Genomic DNA, 18,905 nt, shown 5'->3' on the forward strand with positions numbered 1-18,905 from the left:
GGCTCAGCGGGATCACCGGGTTACTGTCGGACCGTGCTGGATCCCATCGGACCGCTTCGCCCCGAGGTGTACTGGCGCCGCCGAGCGGTGGCGTTCGGTGCGGTCCTGCTGGCGATCGCTCTCGCGGTGTGGGGCGTGATCGCGCTGGCCGGAGCGCTCGTCCCGGCAGCATCGCAGCAAGCCGGAACGCACGGGGCGGCCCCGCCGCCGCAGGCCGCTGCGCCACCCGCGGCTCCACCGGCGTGCGGCGACCGGGACCTGCGGATCACCGCGGAGCCGGTGCGCCCGGAGATCCCGGCAGGCGAACCGGTCGGGCTGCGCATGGTCATCACCAACACCGGCCCGGTGGACTGCGTCCGGGACACCGGCCGGATGCTGCGCGAGGTCGTGGTGTCCACTGCGGACGGCAAGCGCTTCTGGTCGAGCAACGACTGCCAGACCGAATCCAGCAACGAGATGCCGGTGCTGGCCCCCGGTGAATCCGTCCGCAACGAACTCGAATGGACCGGCGTCGCCTCCACCCCGGAAGCATCGCCCGAGCAGTGCGCCGCCAAGCGCGAGACCGCTCCCGCGGGCGACTACGTAGTCGGCGCCCGCCTGGGCGGCCTCATCAGCCAGCCAACCCCGTTCCGCCTCACCTGACCCCGTTCATCGTGGGTGAACGGACCGTTGGTCCGAATAGATTGGTCGAACGGTCCGTTCACCCGCTGAGGCTGGCGCGTGCGGGAGAGGCTCAGTTCGAGCGCAGCGACTTGAGGGCGGTTTGCAGGTCGGGCACGACGGTGGCCTTGATCCCGGAGGGGAGCCTGCCGGAATCCGGCGGCACCAGCGCGCGGTCGAAACCCAGCCGCTGCGCCTCCGCGAGCCGCCTGCCCACCGCGTTCACCCGGCGGATCTCCCCGGCCAGCCCGACCTCGCCGACCACCACCATGTTCGGCGGCAGCGGAACGTCCATGGCCGACGATGCGATGGCCAGCGCCACCGCCAGATCCGCGGCCGGCTCGGTGACCTTCATGCCGCCGACAGTGGCAGCGAACACCTCCTTCTCGCCGGTGCGGACCCGGCCGCGCTTTTCCAGCACCGCCAGCGCCATCGACACCCGCGCCGAGTCCAGCCCGCTCACCGCCCGGCGCGGGATCTGCATCTGGGTCGGCGCGACCAGCGCCTGCACCTCCGCCAGCAGCGGGCGCTTGCCCTCGACCATGACCGTCACCGCGGTTCCCGGGACCGCAGCCTCCTGGCGGTTCAGGAACAACCCGGAGGGATCGGCCACCTCGGCGATCCCGTCGTCGCGCTGCTCGAAGCAGCCGACCTCGTCGGCTGGGCCGAAGCGGTTCTTGATTCCGCGCAGCATCCGCAGCGACGAATGCCGGTCGCCCTCGAAGTTGAGCACCACGTCCACCAGGTGCTCCAGCGCGCGCGGTCCCGCCACCGCGCCGTCCTTGGTCACGTGCCCGACCAGCACCACCGGCAGCCCGCGTTCCTTGGCCAGCGCGACCAGGCCGGAGGTGACCGCGCGGACCTGGGTGACCCCGCCCGGCGTGCCGTCCACGTCCGGCGACTGCACGGTCTGCACCGAGTCGATGATCAGCAGTCCGGGGCGGATGGCGTCCACGTGCCCGAGCACGGCTCCGAGGTCGGCTTCCGAACCGAGGTAGAGCTCGGGGTGCAGCGAGTCGGTGCGCTCCGCGCGCAACCGCACCTGGCCCGCCGATTCCTCACCCGTGACGTACAGCGAAGGGCCGCCCGAACCGGCCGCCGCCCAGCGGTGCGCGACCTCCAGCAGCAGCGTCGACTTGCCCACTCCCGGCTCCCCGGCCAGCAGCATCACCGCGCCAGGCACGATCCCGCCGCCGAGCACCCGGTCCAGCTCGGCGATGCCGGTCGGCACCTGCCGGGCCGAGTCCAGGTCCACTTCGGCGATCGGGCGCGCGGAGGTCGCCGGTGCGGCGGCGGTGACCTTCGCGGCGGCGGGCCGGGCCGCGGCGGTCTCCTCGATGGTGTTCCAGGCGTGGCAGGAGGGGCAGCGGCCGAGCCACTTGGTGACCTCGTGGCCGCAGTCGGCGCAGCGGTAGGCGGGGCGGGCCGCGCGGGCGTTCTTGGCAGGCACGGCGGGAGGCTATCCGCCGGGCCCGACGACTCCACCGGCCGCAGTGCTCCGGCGAGTCGGCCCCGGACATGCCGAAGGGCCGCCCGCTGGCGGCCCTCCCGAAGCGAAACCGCTGGTCAGTGGTGGCTCGCCCCGCCGGAACCGTGTTCCGGGCGCGGGCTGGAGTCCTCGCCGATCGGCACCTGCACGGTGACCGGTCCGGCCTTGGCGAACACGAAGGTCACCGGAACCGTGACGCCCGGTGTGATCTGCTGCGTGAGGCCGTTCAGCGTGATCGACACCTGCCGCTCGTCGGTGGCGCTGCCCTGCGAGGGCGCCTGCTGCTGCGACGGCTGGCCGCTCTGCGAAGGCTGGGCACCCTGCGAGGTCTGGCCGCTCTGCGACGGCGCACCGTCGGCGTGCAGCGAGCTGTTCGACGGCAGCTCCGTCGTCTGCCCGACCTGCACCGAATTGGCGAAGCTGCTGGTGACCTGGACCAGCTTGTCGTCCTGCGCGCCGCTGTTGATCAAGACGGCCTGCAGCGGCGCCGAGGAGCCCGGGCCGTACCGGCCCTGGCCGGTCGGGAAGACCAGCGTCGCGTTGCGCACGCCGATGCCGTTGACATCGCCGCTGCCGCCGGGGACGGCGGCGACCTGGGTGTCGGTCTCGGTCACCTGGCCCGCGCTGCAGCCGGCGAGTGCGACGACGGCGCCCAGGCCCAGTGCGGCCGAGGTCAACCGCACGCGGAAAGCAGTGTGGTGCTGGGGGCGGCTCACGGTGGCAGTGTCCTTCCTGATAGCCGGACGACCGCGTGGCAGCTTAATCGCCCTTCCCGCAGGACCCGAGGCAGACCCCCGTCCGGCGGCGTGCGGCCCGCCCACCGGATGTCCACAATGGATCAATCGAGCCATCCGCGCGGACCTGGCGAAGCACGGCCAGTGGCTGTTTGTCAACCCCCGATCGCGTCCTGACCTGCGATGACGATGGTAGGGCGGTCGAGGCTCGGTTGTCGCTCGTGCTAGGCTGAGCTGAGCGAAAGGGGCAGAGGACACATGGTTTTCAAGGTCGGAGAGACCGTCGTCTACCCGCACCACGGTGCTGCGCTCATCGAAGCAATCGAGACCCGCGTGATCAAGGGCGAGGAAAAGCAGTACCTCGTCCTGCGAGTCGCCCAAGGCGACTTGACCGTGCGCGTTCCTGCGGACAACGCCGAGATCGTCGGTGTTCGGGACGTGGTCGGTCAAGAGGGTCTGGACCATGTCTTCGACGTGCTGCGCGCCCCGCACACCGAGGAACCGACGAACTGGTCCCGGCGGTACAAGGCCAACGTGGAGAAACTCGCCTCCGGCGATGTGAACAAGGTGGCCGAAGTGGTGCGCGACCTCTGGCGGCGCGAAAAGGACCGCGGATTGTCCGCGGGTGAGAAGCGAATGCTCGCGAAGGCCCGGCAAATACTGGTCAGCGAGCTCGCGCTGGCAGAGGGCACCGACGAGGGCAAGGCCGAGTCCCTGTTGGACGAAGTGCTCGCAACGGCCGTCTGATCGGCGGGTCCGGCGAAGCGTGAAAGTGGTGGCCCTGGTTCCGGCCGCCGGGCGCGGGGTGCGCCTGGGGGCCGGGACGCCGAAAGCACTGGTCCCGGTTTCGGGTGAGTCCTTGCTGGTCCGCGCCGTTCGCGGGCTGTTGGAGTCCGGCAGCGTGCACCACGTGGTGGTCGCTGCCCCGCCCGACCAGGTCGATGTCGTGCAGCGGGAGTTGGCGGTGCTCGGTGCCGTCGCGTCGTGGCGGCCGGATTCCGGTTTCGGCGCGAACGTTCCCGAATCACCTGCCGAGGTGTCCGATCCGGCTTCGCCGGTCGGCGTCGTTGCCGGTGGTGCGGACCGGACCGAGTCAGTGCGGCTGGCACTGGCGGCGGCCGAGCGGGCCGTGCCGGATGTCCGGGCGGTGCTGGTGCACGACGCCGCGCGGGCGTTCACCCCGGTGCCGGTGATCCGCGAGGTGGCCGACGCCGTTCGCGGCGGTGCCTCCGCGGTCGTTCCGGTGCTGCCGGTCAGTGACACGATCAAGCAGGTCGACGCCGACGAGGTGGTCAGCGCGACCGTGGACCGTTCCCGGCTGCGCAGCGTGCAGACCCCGCAGGGCTTCGAGATCGACGTGCTGCGCGCCGCGTACGCCGCGGCCGATGACTCCGCCACCGACGACGCCGGGCTGGTCGAGCGGATCGGTGGTGTGGTGCGCACCGTTGCGGGCCACCCGCACGCCTTGAAGATCACCACCGCGTTCGACCTGGCGATCGCCGAGTCGGTGCTCGCGGCCGAACCGATCGGAGATCCCCGGTGAACGCACCGTCCGGCCCGGTTCCCCGGATCGGGCAGGGCGTCGACGTGCATCCGGTGGAAGCGGGACGCGAGTGCTGGGTGGCCGGGCTGCACTGGCCCGGCGTCGACGGGTGCAGCGGACATTCGGACGGTGATGTCGCAGCGCACGCGCTGTGCGACGCGCTGCTTTCCGCGGCCGGGCTCGGAGATCTCGGTGCCGTGTTCGGCACCGGCGACCAGCGGTGGTCCGGCGCGCACGGTTCGGAGCTGCTGACCGAAGCGCGCTCGCGGATCACCGCGGCCGGTTTCCAGGTCGGCAACGCCGTGGTCCAGGTGATCGGCAACGCGCCGCGGATCGGCAAGCGCCGCGAGGAGGCGCAGCGGGTGCTTTCCGAGGTGCTCGGCGCGCCGGTGTCGGTTTCCGGAACCACCAGTGACGGGCTCGGGCTGACCGGCCGCGGGGAAGGCATCGCCGCGATCGCCACCGCGTTGCTCTTCCCGGCCGCTTGACCTGCGCGCCCGGTTAACGCCGGGGGATCGCGGGGACAAGTCCGGGAAAGCTCGGGGTGCGCACCCTGGCCGCGCCGCCCGCATCCGGTTCATGCTCGACGCATGGTGATCGGACAGAACCGCTGGGTGCGCCGGGCAGTGGTCGGACAGCCGCTGATCGCCTGGCCGTGCGCATTGCTGCTGTGGGCGGGCGGCGGGCCCGCCGCGCTCGCCTTGGCCGCGCTGGTCCTGTGGATCAGCACCGCGTGCTGCGTGTTCGGAATCCTCGCGCCCATGCACCGCGACCGGGCGAGCCGATGCTGAGCATCACCACTTCTGCTTGATGTGCTCCTTCAGCTGCGCGTGCCGGAACTGGTACACGGCTCCGGATTGCCGGAGCAGTTCGCGCTCCCGCGCGTCGTCGAGGAACCGCATCAGCCGCAGCGGGATCTTGCCGCGCATCGCCAGCCAGCCGCGGGCGATCACGAAGTACCACCATGCTGATTCCGTCAGCGTTCCGATGCACAGCACCGTCCCGATGAGGTCGGTCAGCCCTGCGGTGGTGACCGGCCACGCTTCGTCCGGGGGCATCGGCCCCAGCGCCAAGAGCGCGAGCGTCGGCAGTTTCCCGAGCACGAGGAAGGTCAACGCCGGGATCAGGGTGGCGGTCCGGTCGTCGCGCAACGAAGTAGTGGGAGTGGTCGCCTCCCACGAGGTGCCGGAGATGCCGCCGCCGCGGGTCAGCCAGTGCCAGGTCGCCCGGGATCGGCCGTTCCGGGAGTTGCTCGCGCCGAGCAGGAACTGGATCGCCGCGCCTCCCGTCAGCAGCATCGCCGCGGAGACCGCGACCATCGCCGCGCACACTCGCGCGATTCTCCGGGCGAGGTCGGTGACAGGTCGGCGTCCGGTCCGCCGCAGCGTCGACTTCGGGGCTTTGCCTTCCACAGCGGCGATGCTGAAGCGGCCCATGAAGATCAGGAAGGTCACTACGAGCGAGCCGACGGCGAGGACCGGGTCGAACAGCTCCACCGGGTTGCCCGCGCCCGCCCAGCACGCACCCAGTGCCACGGCGAAGACGATTCCGCCGGAAACCGGGTAGAGCCAACGCGGCACCGCGAATTGCAGCTCCCACCACGCCAGGTCGGGATTGCCGACACCGTGCTTGTTGCCGGTGTGCGGAGTGCCGGCCAGGAACCGAAGCCACTGCGGGGCCTTTCGGGGATCGTGCGCCTGCGCCGATGGCTCCTCGTAGGCGTGCCGCACCAGGTCGTCCAGCAGGTGCTCGTCCACCTCGCTACGGGTCGCCAGCTCGGTCAGGTGCACCGGTGCGTACCGCCGCGGCGCATGAACGTTGCGCAGCAGCGAGGCCATGAACGGCGATCCGAGGGCTTGGGCCAGCGGTCCGTCCGGGTGCTCCCGCAAATGCGTGAACACCCGCTGCCACGAGTTCGTCCGCTGCGGCGAGACGGCCGCGGACAGGTAGTCGATGACCACGTCGACGCCGACCGGCTCGACCTGCACCACCGCCGCGGACCGCAGCACATCGGCCTTGCGGACCGCTGCCTCGTACTCCACGGTGCGACTGGTCAGCACGAGCGGGGCGTCGGCGTTCAGCGAGCGGTTCAACGTCGTGATCGCCAGCTCCCGCCGAGGGCCGGGCAACTCGTCCAAGCCGTCCAGGATCGGCAGCACGCGACCGGTGCCGAGCAGGCGCTGCACGGTGTCCGGCCCTTGATCACCGAGGTCCGGGTAGTCCTCCGCCAGCCGCCGGGCCAGCCAGGTGTGCACGTGCTCACCGGCGGAGTTCCACGAGCTGATCGACTGCAGCACCGGCACCGGATCACCCGGCGCGCGCTCCTTCAGTAGCCCGAGCAGCAACAGCAGCGCGAGCGTGGTCTTGCCGGAGCCGCCGTCGCCGAGCAGGACCAGGCGGCGTTCCGGCGTCTCCCGGAAGGCCCGCACCAGGGTGCTGATCCGGTCGCTGCTGCCGGAGATCGGTGCGCCGGTGTTGCGCGCGTGGTCGGCCAGGTCTCCGTCGACCGCGTGCCAGGACACCGCCAGCGGTGCCGGGTCGAACAGCCTGCGCTTGGCCGCTTCTTCGCGCCATTGCAGTTCGACGGCGTGCGCGAGGGCTTCCTGGGGCTCGCTCAGCGGATCATCGGGGACCTGCGTGATGTGCACGTTGTCGATGCGTTCCGCCTGGACAACGTGCTTGGCATTGCCGTGGAACTCGTTGTGCGAGTGCGCCATGGTCGCCTTCGGCAGCCGGTGCTGTGATCGAAGGGTAGCGGAGAGTGCGGTCACCTCGTGTCCGGTCGTCGTTGCGCAGTGAGATCGGCCGCAGGTTCCGGCGGTGCGCTCCGGCCCGCACGTACGCTGGGCCGGTGACCTTGCGCGCGGTGTTCTTCGACTTCTCCGGCACGTTGTTCCGGTTGGAGCAGGACGAGTCCTGGCTGGCCGATCTCACCGACGGCAGCGGTACCCCGCTGGACCTGGAGGCGCAGACCGAGGTGCTGCGCAAGCTCACCGCCCCGTCCGGCAACGTGGCGGTGATGGAGCCCGAGTACCAGCACGCCTGGTACCACCGGGACCTCGACCCGGAGATGCACCGCAAGTCGAACCTCGAGGTGCTGCGGCTGTCCGGGATCAGCACGCCGGAGCAGGCCGAGGGGCTGTACTCGCGGCTGGTCGACCCGCTGTCCTGGACGCCGTATCCGGACACCGCCCAGGTGCTGCGCAACCTGCGGGACCAGGGCGTGCGGATCGCGGTGATCAGCAACATCGCCTTCGACATCCGGCCGGCGTTCGCCGAGCTGGGCGTGCTCGACCTCGTCGACGAGTACCTGATGTCCTACGTCGAAGGCGTGATCAAGCCGGACGCCGAGCTGTTCCGGCTCGCCTGCGCGCGGCTGGACGTGGCGCCGGAGGAGGCGCTGATGATCGGCGACAGCGAGGAGGCCGACGGCGGCGCCGCGCAGATCGGCTGCGCCGTCGAGATCGTGCCCCCGCTGCCGACCGAGGACCGGCCGGATGCGCTGCTCAAGGCGGTCGCCGCGCACGGTGCGCAGGCCGAACCGGTCCGCGAGGGTTGAGGCCGGGCGGAAATTCCGCTGGCCGGTCTTGACGCGCCGACCCCTGTCGTGGTTCGCGATCAGGCTGGCCCCGTACCATCGGGATCGTGAGCCTGCACCTGCATGACACCGCGACCCGGACGACGCGCGAATTCCACCCGCGCTGCGGCGGAGTGGCGTCGATCTACGTCTGTGGGGCGACCGTGCAGGGCGTGCCGCACGTCGGCCACGTGCGCAGCGGGCTCAACTTCGACGTGCTGCGCCGCTGGCTGCGGCACACCGGTTACGACGTGCGGCTGATCCGCAACGTCACGGACATCGACGACAAGATCATCAACAAGGCGGCCGAGGCCGGACGTCCGTGGTGGGAGTGGGCGGCCACCCACGAGCGGGCCTTCGAGCACGCCTACGACCAGCTCGGCTGCCTGCCCCCGTCGGCGTTGCCGCGCGCCACCGGGCACATCGGGCAGATGTCCGAGCTCATCGAGCGGTTGATCGACAAGGGGCACGCGTACGCCACCGGCGGCGACGTGTACTTCTCGGTGTCCTCCTGGAGCGAGGAGTACGGCAGGTTGTCCGGGCAGCGCCTCGACGAGGTGCAGCAGGGCGAGGTCGCGGCCGCAGGCAAGCGGGATCCGCGCGACTTCACGCTCTGGAAGGCCGCCAAGCCCGGCGAACCGAGCTGGCCCACGCCGTGGGGCGAGGGGCGGCCGGGCTGGCACCTGGAGTGCTCCGCGATGGCGACCAGCTACCTGGGCAGCGAGTTCGACATCCACGGCGGCGGGCTGGACCTGGTGTTCCCGCACCACGAGAACGAACTCGCCCAGTCCAACGCGGCCGGCGACCCCTTCGCCCGGTACTGGATGCACAACGCCTGGGTGACGATGAGCGGCGAGAAGATGTCGAAGTCGCTCGGCAACATGCTGACCATCCCGGCGGTGCTGGAACGCGCCAGGGCCAGCGAGCTGCGGTACTACCTGGTCGGCCCGCACTACCGCTCGACCGTCGAGTTCTCCGAGGAAGGGCTGACCGAGGCGAGCACCACCTACCGCCGGATCGAGTCGTTCCTGCACCGCGTCGTGCAGCGCACCGGCAGCGTCGAGCACGGCGAGGTCCGGCCGGAGTTCGCCGCGGCGATGGACGACGACCTGTCCACGCCGCAGGCGATCGCCGCGGTGCACACCACGATCCGCGACGGCAACGCGGCGCTGGACGCCGGTGACGACGCCGCGGCGCGCACGGCGGCGGCCTCGGTGCGCACGATGACCGATGTGCTCGGCCTGGACCCGCTCTCGCCGCAGTGGGCCGAGGATTCCGGCGCCGACGACGCGGCGCGGCGAGCACTGACCGAGCTGGTGGACGGCCTGCTGGAGCAGCGGCAGAAAGCGCGGGCGGAACGCGACTTCGCCACCGCCGACCTGTTGCGGGACCGGCTGCTGGCTTCCGGCGTCGCCGTCGAGGACACCCCCGACGGTCCGCTGTGGACACTCAAGGACGGGTGAGACAACGTTGGCAGGCAACGACAAGCGCCGCGGGGCGACCCGCAAGCCCGGCACCAAGAAGGGCATGGTGAAGGGCTCCGGCGGCCAGCGTCGCAAGGGGCTGGAAGGCAAGGGCCCCACGCCCAAGGCGAAGAACCGGGTCAGCCACCCCGCCAAGCAGCGGGTCGACTCGGCCAAGGCGAAGTCCGAGTTCCAGCAGCGCAAGCAGCGGGAACAGCGGGAGCAGCCGGAGCTGATCGCGGGCCGCAACCCGGTCGCGGAATGCCTGCGCGCGGAGGTTCCCTCCACCGGGCTGTACGTGGCGTACGGCATCGACGCGGACGACCGCGTGAAAGAAGCGGTGCAGCGTGCAGGCGACCGCGGCATCTCGGTCGTCGAGGTGCCGCGCACCGAGCTGGACCGGATGACCGGTGGCGCGTTGCACCAGGGCATGGCGCTGCAGGTGCCGCCGTACAAGTATGCGCACACCGACGACGTGCTCCGCGCCGCCGTGGATTCCGGCCGGCCGCCGCTGCTGGTCGCGCTGGACGGGGTGACCGATCCGCGCAACCTGGGTGCGGTGATCCGTTCCGCGGCCGCGTTCGGCGCGCACGGGGTGATCCTGCCGCAGCGGCGCAGCGCCGGGATCACCGCGGTCGCCTGGCGCACCAGCGCCGGGGCGGCGGCGAAGCTGCCGGTGGCGATGGCGGTGAACCTCACCCGCACGCTCAAGGACCTCAAGTCCGAGGGCCTGATGGTGGTCGGGCTGGACGCGGACTCCGACATCAGCTCCGACGAGCTGGAGCTGGCGACCCGGCCGCTGGTCGTGGTGGTCGGCTCGGAGGGCCGCGGGCTTTCCCGGCTGGTGCGGGACACCTGCGATCAGACGGTGTCCATCCCGATGTTCAGCGAGGTCGAGTCGTTGAACGCCTCGGTCGCGGCCGGGGTCGTGCTCTCCGAGGTGGCTCGCCGCCGGAGGCGCTGAGCAGCGTGCCGAGCCGCTGGCGCTGATCGGGGTGCGCCCCGCCGGATCCGCTCGCTCACGAGCACCCGGAGTTTCCGAGCGAACGGACTGTTGGTCCGAATAGATTGGTCGAACGGTCCGTTCACTCCTGGCGAAGCGGGGTGGGCGGGCCGCTGGGGCGGGTGCCGGTAGCTGCGCCGCGCGCGAATCGGATCGCGCCGTTCCGCAGAATCCGGGGACTCGCCTGCACTAGAGTCCGGCGGAGACGAACGGGGAGGCCAGGGCCTCCCGGCAACGCGAGGCCGGCGCACCGATGTACTTCTCCACTCCGCTGTTCCTGTGGTTGTTCCTGCCGGTCGTGCTGGCGGCCGTGCTGCTCGCCCCGCGCACCGCGCGCAACGGGATCGTCGCCGCCGCGAGCCTGGTGTTCTACGCCAGCGGCGCAGGCGGCACGACGTTGCTGCTGCTGGCGTGCGTGGTGGTCAACTACTTCGCCGGGCGCGGCCTGGAACCGGACGAATGGCGGTTGGACGCGCAGCGCCGCAGGTGGCTGCTGATCGGCGCGGTCTCGTTCAACCTGCTGGTCCTGGTGCTGTGGAAGTACGCGGGCTTCGCCACGCAGCAGATCGCGACGCTGGGCGGCTGGTTCGGCGCGGACCTGCCGGTACTGCAGCTGGCACTGCCGATCGGGATCTCGTTCTACACGTTCCACCACATCTCCTACGTCGTGGACGTGTACCGCGGTGAGCGGCCCGCGCTGCGCAACCCGGTCGCGTTCGTCACCTACATCGCGATGTTCCCGCAGCTGGTGGCCGGTCCGATCGTGCGCTACCGGGAGATCGCCGATCAGCTGCCGCAGCCGCGCACGCACCGGCTGGACGACATCGCCGCCGGTTTCCCCCGGTTCGCGTGGGGGCTGACGAAGAAGGTCGTGGTCGCCGACACGCTGGCGCCGATGGTCGACGCCTGCTTCGCCACGCCGGGCTCGGAGATGACCTTCGCGGTGGCGTGGCTCGGGGCGATCGGCTACGCGGTGCAGCTGTACTTCGACTTCTCCGGATACTCGGACATGGCGATCGGGCTCGGCCGGATGCTGGGGTTCAAGCTCCCGGAGAACTTCGCGCGCCCGTACTCCTCGGTGACCATCACCGAGTTCTGGCGGCGCTGGCACATGTCGCTGTCCCGCTGGTTCCGCGACTACGTGTACATCCCGCTGGGCGGCAACCGGCGCGGTGTGGGCCGCACCTACCGGAACCTGACGATCGTCTTCGTGCTCACCGGGTTCTGGCACGGGGCGGCGTGGACCTACCTGGTGTGGGGCCTGTTCCACGGGCTGCTGCTGGTCGTCGAGCGCGCCACAGGTTACGACCGCGCGCCGGAGGAGTGGGCGGCGCAGCTGGGCCGCCGCGCCTTGACGCTGCTGCTGATCGTCGTCGGGTGGGTGTTCTTCCGGGCACCTGATCTGGGCACCGCGGGAACGATGCTCGGGCACATGCTGGTGCCCGACCTGTCCGGGCTGACCGACATCGTCGCCGCTTCGGTCACGCACCAGCGGATGTTCTTCCTGCTGGTCGCGTTGGTCGTGGTGGCGCTGCCCGCGACGACCGGGACCGGGCCGTTCCTCGAATCCGTCCGCACCAGGCAGGCGAACGCGCTGCGCATCGGGGTCATGACGGTGGGGCTGGCGTACTCCGGGCTGCTGGTGGCCACCGGTGCGTTCAGCCCGTTCTTGTACTACCAGTTCTGACGAATGCTCCGGAACGCCCGGACTTCGCCCAGTACCGTGCCCGCATGCTCGATCTGCGCCCCACCGCCGAGCACGAGCTGGCCGCTGTCGCGGAGATGGAACTCGACGACGGCACGTCCCGGTGGCTCGGCGACACCAGCCGGGAATGGCACGCGAAGGCGTTGGCGGACTCCGATCAGGAACATCTGCTCGCCGAAACCCGCGACGGCCCCGCCGGTTTCGCGGTGCTGGCCGGGTTGAGCAGGCAGGACCGCGTGATCGAGCTGCGCAGGATCGTGGTCGCCGAGCACGCCCGCGGTTCCGGGACCGGGCGGCGGTTGCTGCGGCTGCTGGTGGACCGGGCCCACCAGCGCTATCAGGCGAGCAGGGTGTGGCTCGACGTGAAACCGAGCAATGCGCGGGCGCTGGCGCTCTACGAGTCGGAGGGCTTCGTGGTGGAACGGACCCTGCCCGCCGCCATTGCTGAACCCGACGGGAGCCGTTCCGACCTGCTCCTGCTCGTGCACCCCTGACGAGCGCGGTGAAGTGCCCGCGGCGGGACGCGGCCGCCCGCTAGCGTGAGCACCGTGTCGAGGACGGACCCCACGGAATTACCTGCGGTGCACGAGTCGTGGCTGCCGCGGGAGCACCCGCTGCACCGGCCGCGGCACGGGCGGCGGCAGCTCACGGCCCTGCTGTGCGCGCTGCTGTTCCTGACCGCACCGGTGACGACCTGGGTGTTCGGGGCACGCGCGGAGCAGTTGGAGAACCGGCCGCCCGCGGAGTTCCCGAGCATCACCGAGGGCTGGGGCTTCCTCACCGGCCTCGGGCCGTGGGCGGCGGAGAACCTGCCGTTCCGCGGTGCGGCGGTGCGTTCGGTGCACGGCATCAGCCAGGGCGTGTTCGGTGAACCCGCCCGGTTGGACAACGGCTCGCACAGCTCGCCGATCGGCACCGGAAGCGACCAGCAGCCGCGCCCGCCGCTGGACGAGAACGTGTTCCCCAAGGTCATCGAGGGTGACGCGGGCTGGCTGTACCTCGGGCACGACGTGTCGTACCCGTGCACCGCGCGGCGCGACCTGGAGCAGGTGATCAGCGGCCTGCAGCGGTGGCGGCAGGTGGTGGAGGCGTCCGGGCGGCGGTTCCAACTGGTGATCGCGCCGGACAAATCCACGATGTACCCGGGGAACCTGCCGGAGAACTACGCGGGCGAGGACTGCGCCACGCGCGCGCGGCAGGAGTTCTGGCGGCGCGTGCCGCAGGCCACCGGCGCAGTGGACATGCGCGAACCGCTGCGGGAAGCCGCCGAGCGCAACGGGCGGCCGATCTACCACGACATCGACACGCACTGGACCCACGAGGGCGGCATCACGATGGCCTACCAGCTCGGCGAGCGCCTGCAGCCCGGCGTGACCGACGGTTGGAAGGTCGCGCCCAGCAGGCAGTACCCGCACACCGCGGACATCCCCGACCTGCTCGGGCAGCAGCGCACCGTGCCGATCCAGGCATATTCGCTGGCCCCGGACGGCGGCGCGGACAACACCCGATTCCGGCCCAGTGATTTCCACCGGCCGCTGCAGCTGCACTCGCCGCCCAAGCCGGGCATGATCCGGCAGCCGACGCGGATGATCGGGGACTCGTTCAGCCAGTTCGCCAGCCCGTACCTGGCCGCGACGTTCACCGACATCGGCATCGCGCACGCCGAAGACGTGCCTGCCCGGCCGCGGGAGATGGGCGAGTTCCTGGCCGAAGGCGAGGTGGTGACGTTCGAGCTGTCCGAGCGGTTCGTCTCCGGCGGCCGCTACGACCTGCTCGATCCGGCCGTCGCCGACCGGATCGGCGCGGTCCTCGCCGCGCATCCTCGTTGACCCGGTCAGGCGCGGACGGACCGGACGGCGTGCACCGCGACCCCGAGGAAGCCGAGGTTGAACACGAGATGCACGCCGACCACCGCGCGCGCCTGCTGCCCGGCCGCGTGCACGTCGCCGAACCCGACCGTGCTGGTGATCGACAGCGCGAAGTACAGCGCGTCGACCTTCGTGCGCAGCTGCACCACCGACCCCGGCCAGTGCGCGGACAGTCCGAAGTAGACAGCCGCGAAGAACAGCACCGCCAGGTACAGCGAAGTGAGCACCCCGGTCAACCTGGCCGCGCCGGAGCGGAAGCGCCGCACCTGCCGCACGATCGCCGCCGACACCAGCGCCAGCCCCAGCGCGAACAGCGCGACGAACGCCCACGTGCCGGACTTGCCGAACACGCCAAGCGGCAGCGCGAAGTACACCGCCGTGCCTGCGGCGATCGCGCCAACGTTCGTCAGCGCACCGACCAGCAGGGTCCGTCCGCTCGGCTCCGGTGAGAACACCGGTCCAGCGTGGGCGCGGCAGCGGGAGACCGCCAGCGACGTCCCGGGCGGCTCAGGCCGCGGCCGGTGCGTGCGCCACCCGGCGCAGCCGAGCGCCGCCGACCAGCCTGCACACCAGGTAGATCACGAACGACAAGATCGTCACGAACGCGCTCACCGGCGCCCCCGGAGCCAGCGACAGCACGATGCCGCCGAGCACCGCGAACTCCGCGAACACCACCGCCAGCACCGTCGCCAGCAGCGGGCTCGCCGTCACCCGCGCCGCCGCGGCACCCGGCGTGACCATCAGCGCGAGCACCAGCAGCGCGCCCACCGTGTAGACCCCGAGCGCCGTGGCCACCCCGACCAGCACCGCGAACAGCGGGGTGAGCATCCGGGCGGGAACTCCGCGCGCAGCCGCCACGTCCGGGTCGACGCTGGCGAACAGCAGCGGCCGGTACACCACCGCGAGCGCCACCAGCACCACCGCGGCGCTGCCGGTCAGCAGCGCGACGTCGGCTGAGTCCACGCCCACGATCTGGCCCACCAGCAGGCTGAACTTGTTCGCGGTGCGCTCCGGGTTCATCCACAGCAGCAGCACGCCCAGACCCAGCCCGAACGAGAGGATCGCGCCGATCACCGAGTCCCGCTCACCGCCGCGCTGCCCGAGCAGGCCGAGCAGCAGCGCAGCGACCACGGCGCCCGCTAGCGCGCCGACGCCGACGCTCGCCCCGATCAGCAAGGCCGCCGCGGCGCCGGTGAACGCCAGCTCGGCGGTGCCGTGCACCGCGAACGACATCTTCCGGGCCACCACCAGCGGCGCCAGCGCGCCCGAGACCAGCCCGAGCGCGGCCGCGGCCAGCAGCGCCTGCTGCACGAACGGGTAGCCGAGCAGCTCCCCGGTCAGCTCGAAGTCGAACATCCGGCCCAGCGATTCGATCAGCTCGTCCATCACCGCTGCCCTTCGACGTGGTGGTCGGGCCCGTCGGCGCCCGCGACGACCAGGCGGCCGCCGACGCGGGCCACTTCCACGTCGGCGCGGTAGAGCTCGGACAGCGTCTCCGAGGTCATCACCTCGTCCGGAGTGCCGATCCGGAACCGGCCGTCGACCAGGTACAGCACCCGGTCCACCAGCGGCAGCACCGGGTTGATCTCGTGCGTCACGAACAGCACCGCCGCGTCGGCGTCCCGCGCCTGCCGGGCGATCAAGCTGCTCACGTTGCGCTGGTGCGCCAGGTCCAGCGACAGCAGCGGTTCGTCGCACAGCAGCACGTCCGGCTCGCCGACCAGGGCCTGCGCGACGCGGAGCCGCTGCTGCTCACCACCGGAGAGCAGGCCCAGCGGCGCCCGCGCGTACTCGGTGGCCTCCACCGCGCGCAGCGCCCGCTCGACCCGCTGCTTGCGCGCGCGGCGGTGCCGCAAGCCCACGCCCCAGTGGTGCCCGTCCAGCCCGAGCCCGACGAGGTCGGTGCCGCGCACCGTCAGCGTCGGGTCGATGGAGCGCTGCTGCGGGATGTAGCCGATGCGGTCGCTGCCGCGCCGGGCCGGTTCGCCCGCGACGCGCACGGTTCCGGCCGACAGCGGCTGCAGTCCGAGCAGCACGCGCAGCAGGCTCGTCTTGCCCGAGCCGTTCGGGCCGAGCACGGCCAGGAACTCCCCGGGGCGCACGTCCAGGTCGAGCCCCTCCCACAGCACTCGGGTGCCGTAGGCCAGGCGTGCGTCGCGCAGCTCGACCGCGGGGTCGCGGTCCGGTGCGGAGGGCGCGGAGGTGTCCGCGGTGTCGGTGATGGGTTCCAACGGTGGCTTTCGGTTCGGAGGTGGCGCGGTCCGGGCGGGCCGCTCAGGGGCGGGCGGTCAGCGCCTGCCGCAGGTCGTTGATCTGCCCGTCCATCCAACGCAGGTAGTCCTGATCCTGCGGCAGCGTCTCGGTCATCTCGACGACGGGGGTGCCACCGCGCTGCGCGGCCTCCCGGACCGACTTGGTGACCGGGGATTCGGTCTGCGGGTTGTAGATCACCGCGGCGGCCTGCTTGGAGTTCACCGCGTTCTGGATCTCCGCGACCGCCGCGGCGGGCGGGTCGTTGCCCTCCTCCGCGGAACGCACGAACGACTGCGGGGTGATGTCCGTGAGCCCCGCTCGTTCGACCAGGTAGTGCGCGACCGGCTCGGTGACGATCACCTTCTTGCCGCGGTCCGCGGCGGCGAGCTGGTCCACCCGGGAGCCGAGGTCCTCGATCTGCGCGCCGAACCTGGCGGCGTTGTCCCGGAATTCCTGGGCCTGCTGCGGTTGCTGCTTGCCGAGCTGCTCGGCGACCTTGTCGGCGGTCTCGCGCACGACGTGCAGGTCGTACCAGACGTGTTCGTTGGTGGAGTGGTCGTGGCCCCCGTGCTCATGTTCCCCGTGCTCATGTCCGCCGTGCTCATGTCCGGCGTGCTCGTTTTCCCCCTGCGCGGGTTCGCCGTGGTCGTGGCTGTGCTCGTTCTCGCCCTCGACGGCTTGCACGGTCGGCTTGTCCTGCCCGGAGCCTGCCAAGATCTGCTCGGCGAACTCGTCGTAGCCGCCGCCGTTGACCAGCACCAGGTCGGCATCGGAGACCTTGGCCGCGTCCCGCGGGCTGCTCTCGTAGGAGTGCGGGTCCGCGGCCGGGTCGTCGATGATCGAGTCGACCTGGACGCCGGGGCCGCCGACCGCGCGGGCCACGCTCGCCCACACGTTGGTGGTGGCCACGACGTTGAGCCCGTCGTCGGCGGACCCGCCGCCCGCGCCGCCGCAGCCGCTCACGGTCAGCGCTGTCGCCGCCAGTCCTGCCACTGCGGCGCTGGTGCGGCGGGCACGTCGGATCAACGCGGTCATGTGCGACTCCTCGGGCAGGCGGCAGGCAAACGGAAACCGTTGTCATGTGCAGCTTACGCCGCCGCACCAGCGAAAACCATCGGCTGGGCGAAGTGAACATGACAACTATTTGTGTTCACTCGCGGTGCCCGACCGGACCCGCGGAGTGCGCGAATGCTTGTGAGCCGTTCCGCCGGTGCACTGATTTGCGCAGGTCATCCGGCGAGATCGTGCTGCGGGGAGTGTCGTGACCGGTTGGTCGGATCTGGAGCGACGTTCACCTGGCGCAAGCCGCAGCGCCACCTGCTGCAGCACTGCTCCCGCGTGGCCGAGCCCGGTGGGCATCGAGTTGGCCCGGCGCGTCGGCAGGCAGGCTCTCGTCCTGTCGCCGACGACGGCCATTCGCAACCAGTGGCGCGACTCCGTCGCGCCGTTTCGGTGCACCTTGCGCGGAGCAGCGCGGCAGCGGATCGCTGCCGCTCCGGGCGCGTCAGGCCTCGAGGCGGGCGCCGGTTTCCGGGTGGAACAGGTGCAGTTCGCTCGCGTCGCGCAGCGCCACCTGCACCTGCTGCCCGAGCGCCGGAGGCGTGCGGCCGTCGGTGCGCACCACGAACCGCTCCGGCGAGCCGTCGACCTGGATGGTGCCGTGCACGAGCGCGTCCGCGCCCAGCTCCTCGACCAGCTGCACGGTCATCTGCAGGCTCTTCTCGTCCGCGCCGGAGACCAGGCGCAGCGACTCCGGGCGGATGCCGAAGGTCACCTGCTCCAGCCCCTCGGCGGCGGCCAGCGCCGAGCGGGTCAGCGGCACCGTCTGCCCGTCCAGCTCCGCGCCGCTTTCGTTCAGCCGCACGGTCTTGAGGTTCATCGCGGGCGAGCCGATGAACCCGGCCACGAAGGCGTTGCGCGGGTTCTCGTACAGCTCGCGCGGGGTGGCCGCCTGTTGCAGCACGCCGTCCTTGAGCACCGCCACCCGGTGTCCCATCGTCATCGCCTCGACCTGGTCGTGCGTGACGTAGATCGTCGTGGTGCCCAGCCGCTGCTGCAGCGCGGCGATGTTCGCGCGGGTCTCCACCCGCAGCTTCGCGTCCAAATTGGACAGCGGCTCGTCCATCAGGAACACGCTGGGTTCGCGCACGATCGCGCGGCCCATCGCGACGCGCTGGCGCTGCCCGCCGGACAGCGCCTTCGGCTTGCGGTCCAGGTACTGCTCCAGGTCGAGCATCTTGGCGGCCTCGGTGACCTTGGCCCGGATCCGGTCCTTCGGCGTCTTGCGCAGCTTGAGCGCGAAGCCCATGTTCTCCGCGACGGTCATGTGCGGGTACAGCGCGTAGGACTGGAAGACCATCGCGATGTCGCGGGCCTTCGGCGCGGTGTTGGTGACGTCCTGGCCGCCGATGGTGATCGAGCCTTCGTCGATGTCCTCCAGGCCCGCCAGCATCCGCAGCGCCGTGGACTTGCCCGAGCCGGAAGGTCCGACCAGCACCAGGAACTCGCCGTCGGAGACCTGCAGGTCGAGGGCGTCGACCGCGCGAACCGGCGGGTTGCCGGGGTAGAGGCGTGCTGCCTGGACGTATGCGACCTCTGACATGTGTGACG

General features: G+C 71.3%; 19 protein-coding genes. 11 read left to right on the top strand and 8 right to left on the bottom strand.

The genetic code is table 11. The features are described from left to right. Window positions 1-33 precede the first annotated feature (33 nt). Window positions 34-642 (top strand): hypothetical protein, encoded by a 609-nt coding sequence (locus INP57_RS02315; protein ID WP_200068298.1) that lies wholly within the window; start codon window positions 34-36, stop codon window positions 640-642. Between the two features lie 91 nt (window positions 643-733). On the opposite strand, the gene radA is transcribed toward INP57_RS02315, so the two are convergent. Both radA and INP57_RS02325 read right to left on the bottom strand, forming a co-directional pair. Next, window positions 734-2,110 (bottom strand): DNA repair protein RadA, encoded by a 1,377-nt coding sequence (gene radA / locus INP57_RS02320; RefSeq protein ID WP_200068299.1) that lies wholly within the window; start codon window positions 2,108-2,110, stop codon window positions 734-736. A 116-nt stretch (window positions 2,111-2,226) separates the two neighbouring features. Beyond that, window positions 2,227-2,865: a copper chaperone PCu(A)C domain-containing protein gene (locus INP57_RS02325; RefSeq protein ID WP_307849860.1), complete on the bottom strand. Its 639-nt coding sequence runs from the start codon at window positions 2,863-2,865 to the stop codon at window positions 2,227-2,229. A 276-nt stretch (window positions 2,866-3,141) separates the two neighbouring features. On the opposite strand from INP57_RS02325, the gene INP57_RS02330 reads away from it, so the two are divergent. The 4 genes from INP57_RS02330 to INP57_RS02345 all read left to right on the top strand — a co-directional run bounded on the left by INP57_RS02330 (window position 3,142) and on the right by INP57_RS02345 (window position 5,217). Continuing rightward, window positions 3,142-3,630, top strand: coding sequence for a CarD family transcriptional regulator (locus tag INP57_RS02330; RefSeq protein WP_200068300.1), 489 nt, complete (start codon window positions 3,142-3,144; stop codon window positions 3,628-3,630). A gap of 19 nt (window positions 3,631-3,649) precedes the next feature. Further along, window positions 3,650-4,426, top strand: coding sequence for a 2-C-methyl-D-erythritol 4-phosphate cytidylyltransferase (gene ispD, locus INP57_RS02335; RefSeq protein ID WP_200068301.1), 777 nt, complete (start codon window positions 3,650-3,652; stop codon window positions 4,424-4,426). Further along, window positions 4,423-4,914, top strand: a complete 492-nt coding sequence (gene ispF / locus INP57_RS02340) for a 2-C-methyl-D-erythritol 2,4-cyclodiphosphate synthase (RefSeq protein WP_295150762.1) — start codon at window positions 4,423-4,425, stop codon at window positions 4,912-4,914. The genes ispD and ispF overlap by 4 nt, the downstream gene beginning before the upstream one ends. A 102-nt stretch (window positions 4,915-5,016) precedes the next feature. Next, window positions 5,017-5,217 carry a hypothetical protein gene (locus tag INP57_RS02345; RefSeq protein WP_200068302.1) on the top strand — a complete coding sequence of 67 codons (201 nt, stop codon included), beginning with the start codon at window positions 5,017-5,019 and terminating at the stop codon, window positions 5,215-5,217. Between the two features lie 3 nt (window positions 5,218-5,220). Here INP57_RS02345 and INP57_RS02350 read toward each other — a convergent pair whose 3' ends face one another. Next, on the bottom strand, window positions 5,221-7,143 hold the full coding sequence (locus INP57_RS02350) for an NACHT domain-containing protein (RefSeq protein WP_200068303.1): 1,923 nt from the start codon (window positions 7,141-7,143) through the stop codon (window positions 5,221-5,223). 134 nt (window positions 7,144-7,277) lie between these two features. Here INP57_RS02350 and INP57_RS02355 point away from each other — a divergent pair, with 134 nt between their 5' ends. From INP57_RS02355 to INP57_RS02380, 6 genes are all read left to right on the top strand, one after another. Then, window positions 7,278-7,985, top strand: a complete 708-nt coding sequence (locus tag INP57_RS02355; protein ID WP_200068304.1) for an HAD family hydrolase — start codon at window positions 7,278-7,280, stop codon at window positions 7,983-7,985. A gap of 86 nt (window positions 7,986-8,071) precedes the next feature. Next, entirely contained in the window at window positions 8,072-9,466 is a 1,395-nt protein-coding gene (cysS, locus tag INP57_RS02360) for a cysteine--tRNA ligase (RefSeq protein WP_200068305.1), read from the top strand. 7 nt (window positions 9,467-9,473) lie between these two features. Next, window positions 9,474-10,430, top strand: coding sequence for a 23S rRNA (guanosine(2251)-2'-O)-methyltransferase RlmB (rlmB, locus tag INP57_RS02365; RefSeq protein WP_200068306.1), 957 nt, complete (start codon window positions 9,474-9,476; stop codon window positions 10,428-10,430). A gap of 292 nt (window positions 10,431-10,722) precedes the next feature. Further along, a complete protein-coding gene (locus tag INP57_RS02370) occupies window positions 10,723-12,156 on the top strand; it encodes an MBOAT family O-acyltransferase (RefSeq protein ID WP_200068307.1) in 1,434 nt (477 codons plus the stop codon). A 44-nt stretch (window positions 12,157-12,200) separates the two neighbouring features. Further along, window positions 12,201-12,668 (top strand): GNAT family N-acetyltransferase, encoded by a 468-nt coding sequence (locus tag INP57_RS02375; protein WP_200068308.1) that lies wholly within the window; start codon window positions 12,201-12,203, stop codon window positions 12,666-12,668. A 54-nt stretch (window positions 12,669-12,722) separates the two neighbouring features. Beyond that, window positions 12,723-14,003: an alginate O-acetyltransferase AlgX-related protein gene (locus INP57_RS02380; protein ID WP_200068309.1), complete on the top strand. Its 1,281-nt coding sequence runs from the start codon at window positions 12,723-12,725 to the stop codon at window positions 14,001-14,003. 5 nt (window positions 14,004-14,008) lie between these two features. Here the strand turns inward: INP57_RS02380 and INP57_RS30250 are convergent, their stop codons facing one another. The 5 genes from INP57_RS30250 to INP57_RS02405 form a co-directional block, all read right to left on the bottom strand. Next, complete coding sequence (locus INP57_RS30250) at window positions 14,009-14,497, bottom strand: ion channel (protein WP_200068310.1); 489 nt, start codon at window positions 14,495-14,497, stop codon at window positions 14,009-14,011. Window positions 14,498-14,549: 52 nt separating this feature from the next. Further along, window positions 14,550-15,428 carry a metal ABC transporter permease gene (locus tag INP57_RS02390; RefSeq protein ID WP_200068311.1) on the bottom strand — a complete coding sequence of 293 codons (879 nt, stop codon included), beginning with the start codon at window positions 15,426-15,428 and terminating at the stop codon, window positions 14,550-14,552. Then, the gene (locus tag INP57_RS02395; RefSeq protein ID WP_233626601.1) at window positions 15,428-16,273 is read right to left on the bottom strand and encodes a metal ABC transporter ATP-binding protein; all 846 of its coding nucleotides are present in this window, start codon (window positions 16,271-16,273) and stop codon (window positions 15,428-15,430) included. The genes INP57_RS02390 and INP57_RS02395 overlap by 1 nt, the downstream gene beginning before the upstream one ends. Before the next feature lie 43 nt (window positions 16,274-16,316). Further along, window positions 16,317-17,330 (bottom strand): metal ABC transporter solute-binding protein, Zn/Mn family, encoded by a 1,014-nt coding sequence (locus INP57_RS02400; RefSeq protein WP_200068312.1) that lies wholly within the window; start codon window positions 17,328-17,330, stop codon window positions 16,317-16,319. A gap of 469 nt (window positions 17,331-17,799) precedes the next feature. Beyond that, window positions 17,800-18,897, bottom strand: a complete 1,098-nt coding sequence (locus tag INP57_RS02405; RefSeq protein WP_200068313.1) for an ABC transporter ATP-binding protein — start codon at window positions 18,895-18,897, stop codon at window positions 17,800-17,802. Between the last annotated feature and the right edge of the window lie 8 nt (window positions 18,898-18,905).

This window comes from Saccharopolyspora galaxeae (assembly GCF_016526145.1).
Lineage (GTDB): Bacteria > Actinomycetota > Actinomycetes > Mycobacteriales > Pseudonocardiaceae > Saccharopolyspora_C > Saccharopolyspora_C galaxeae.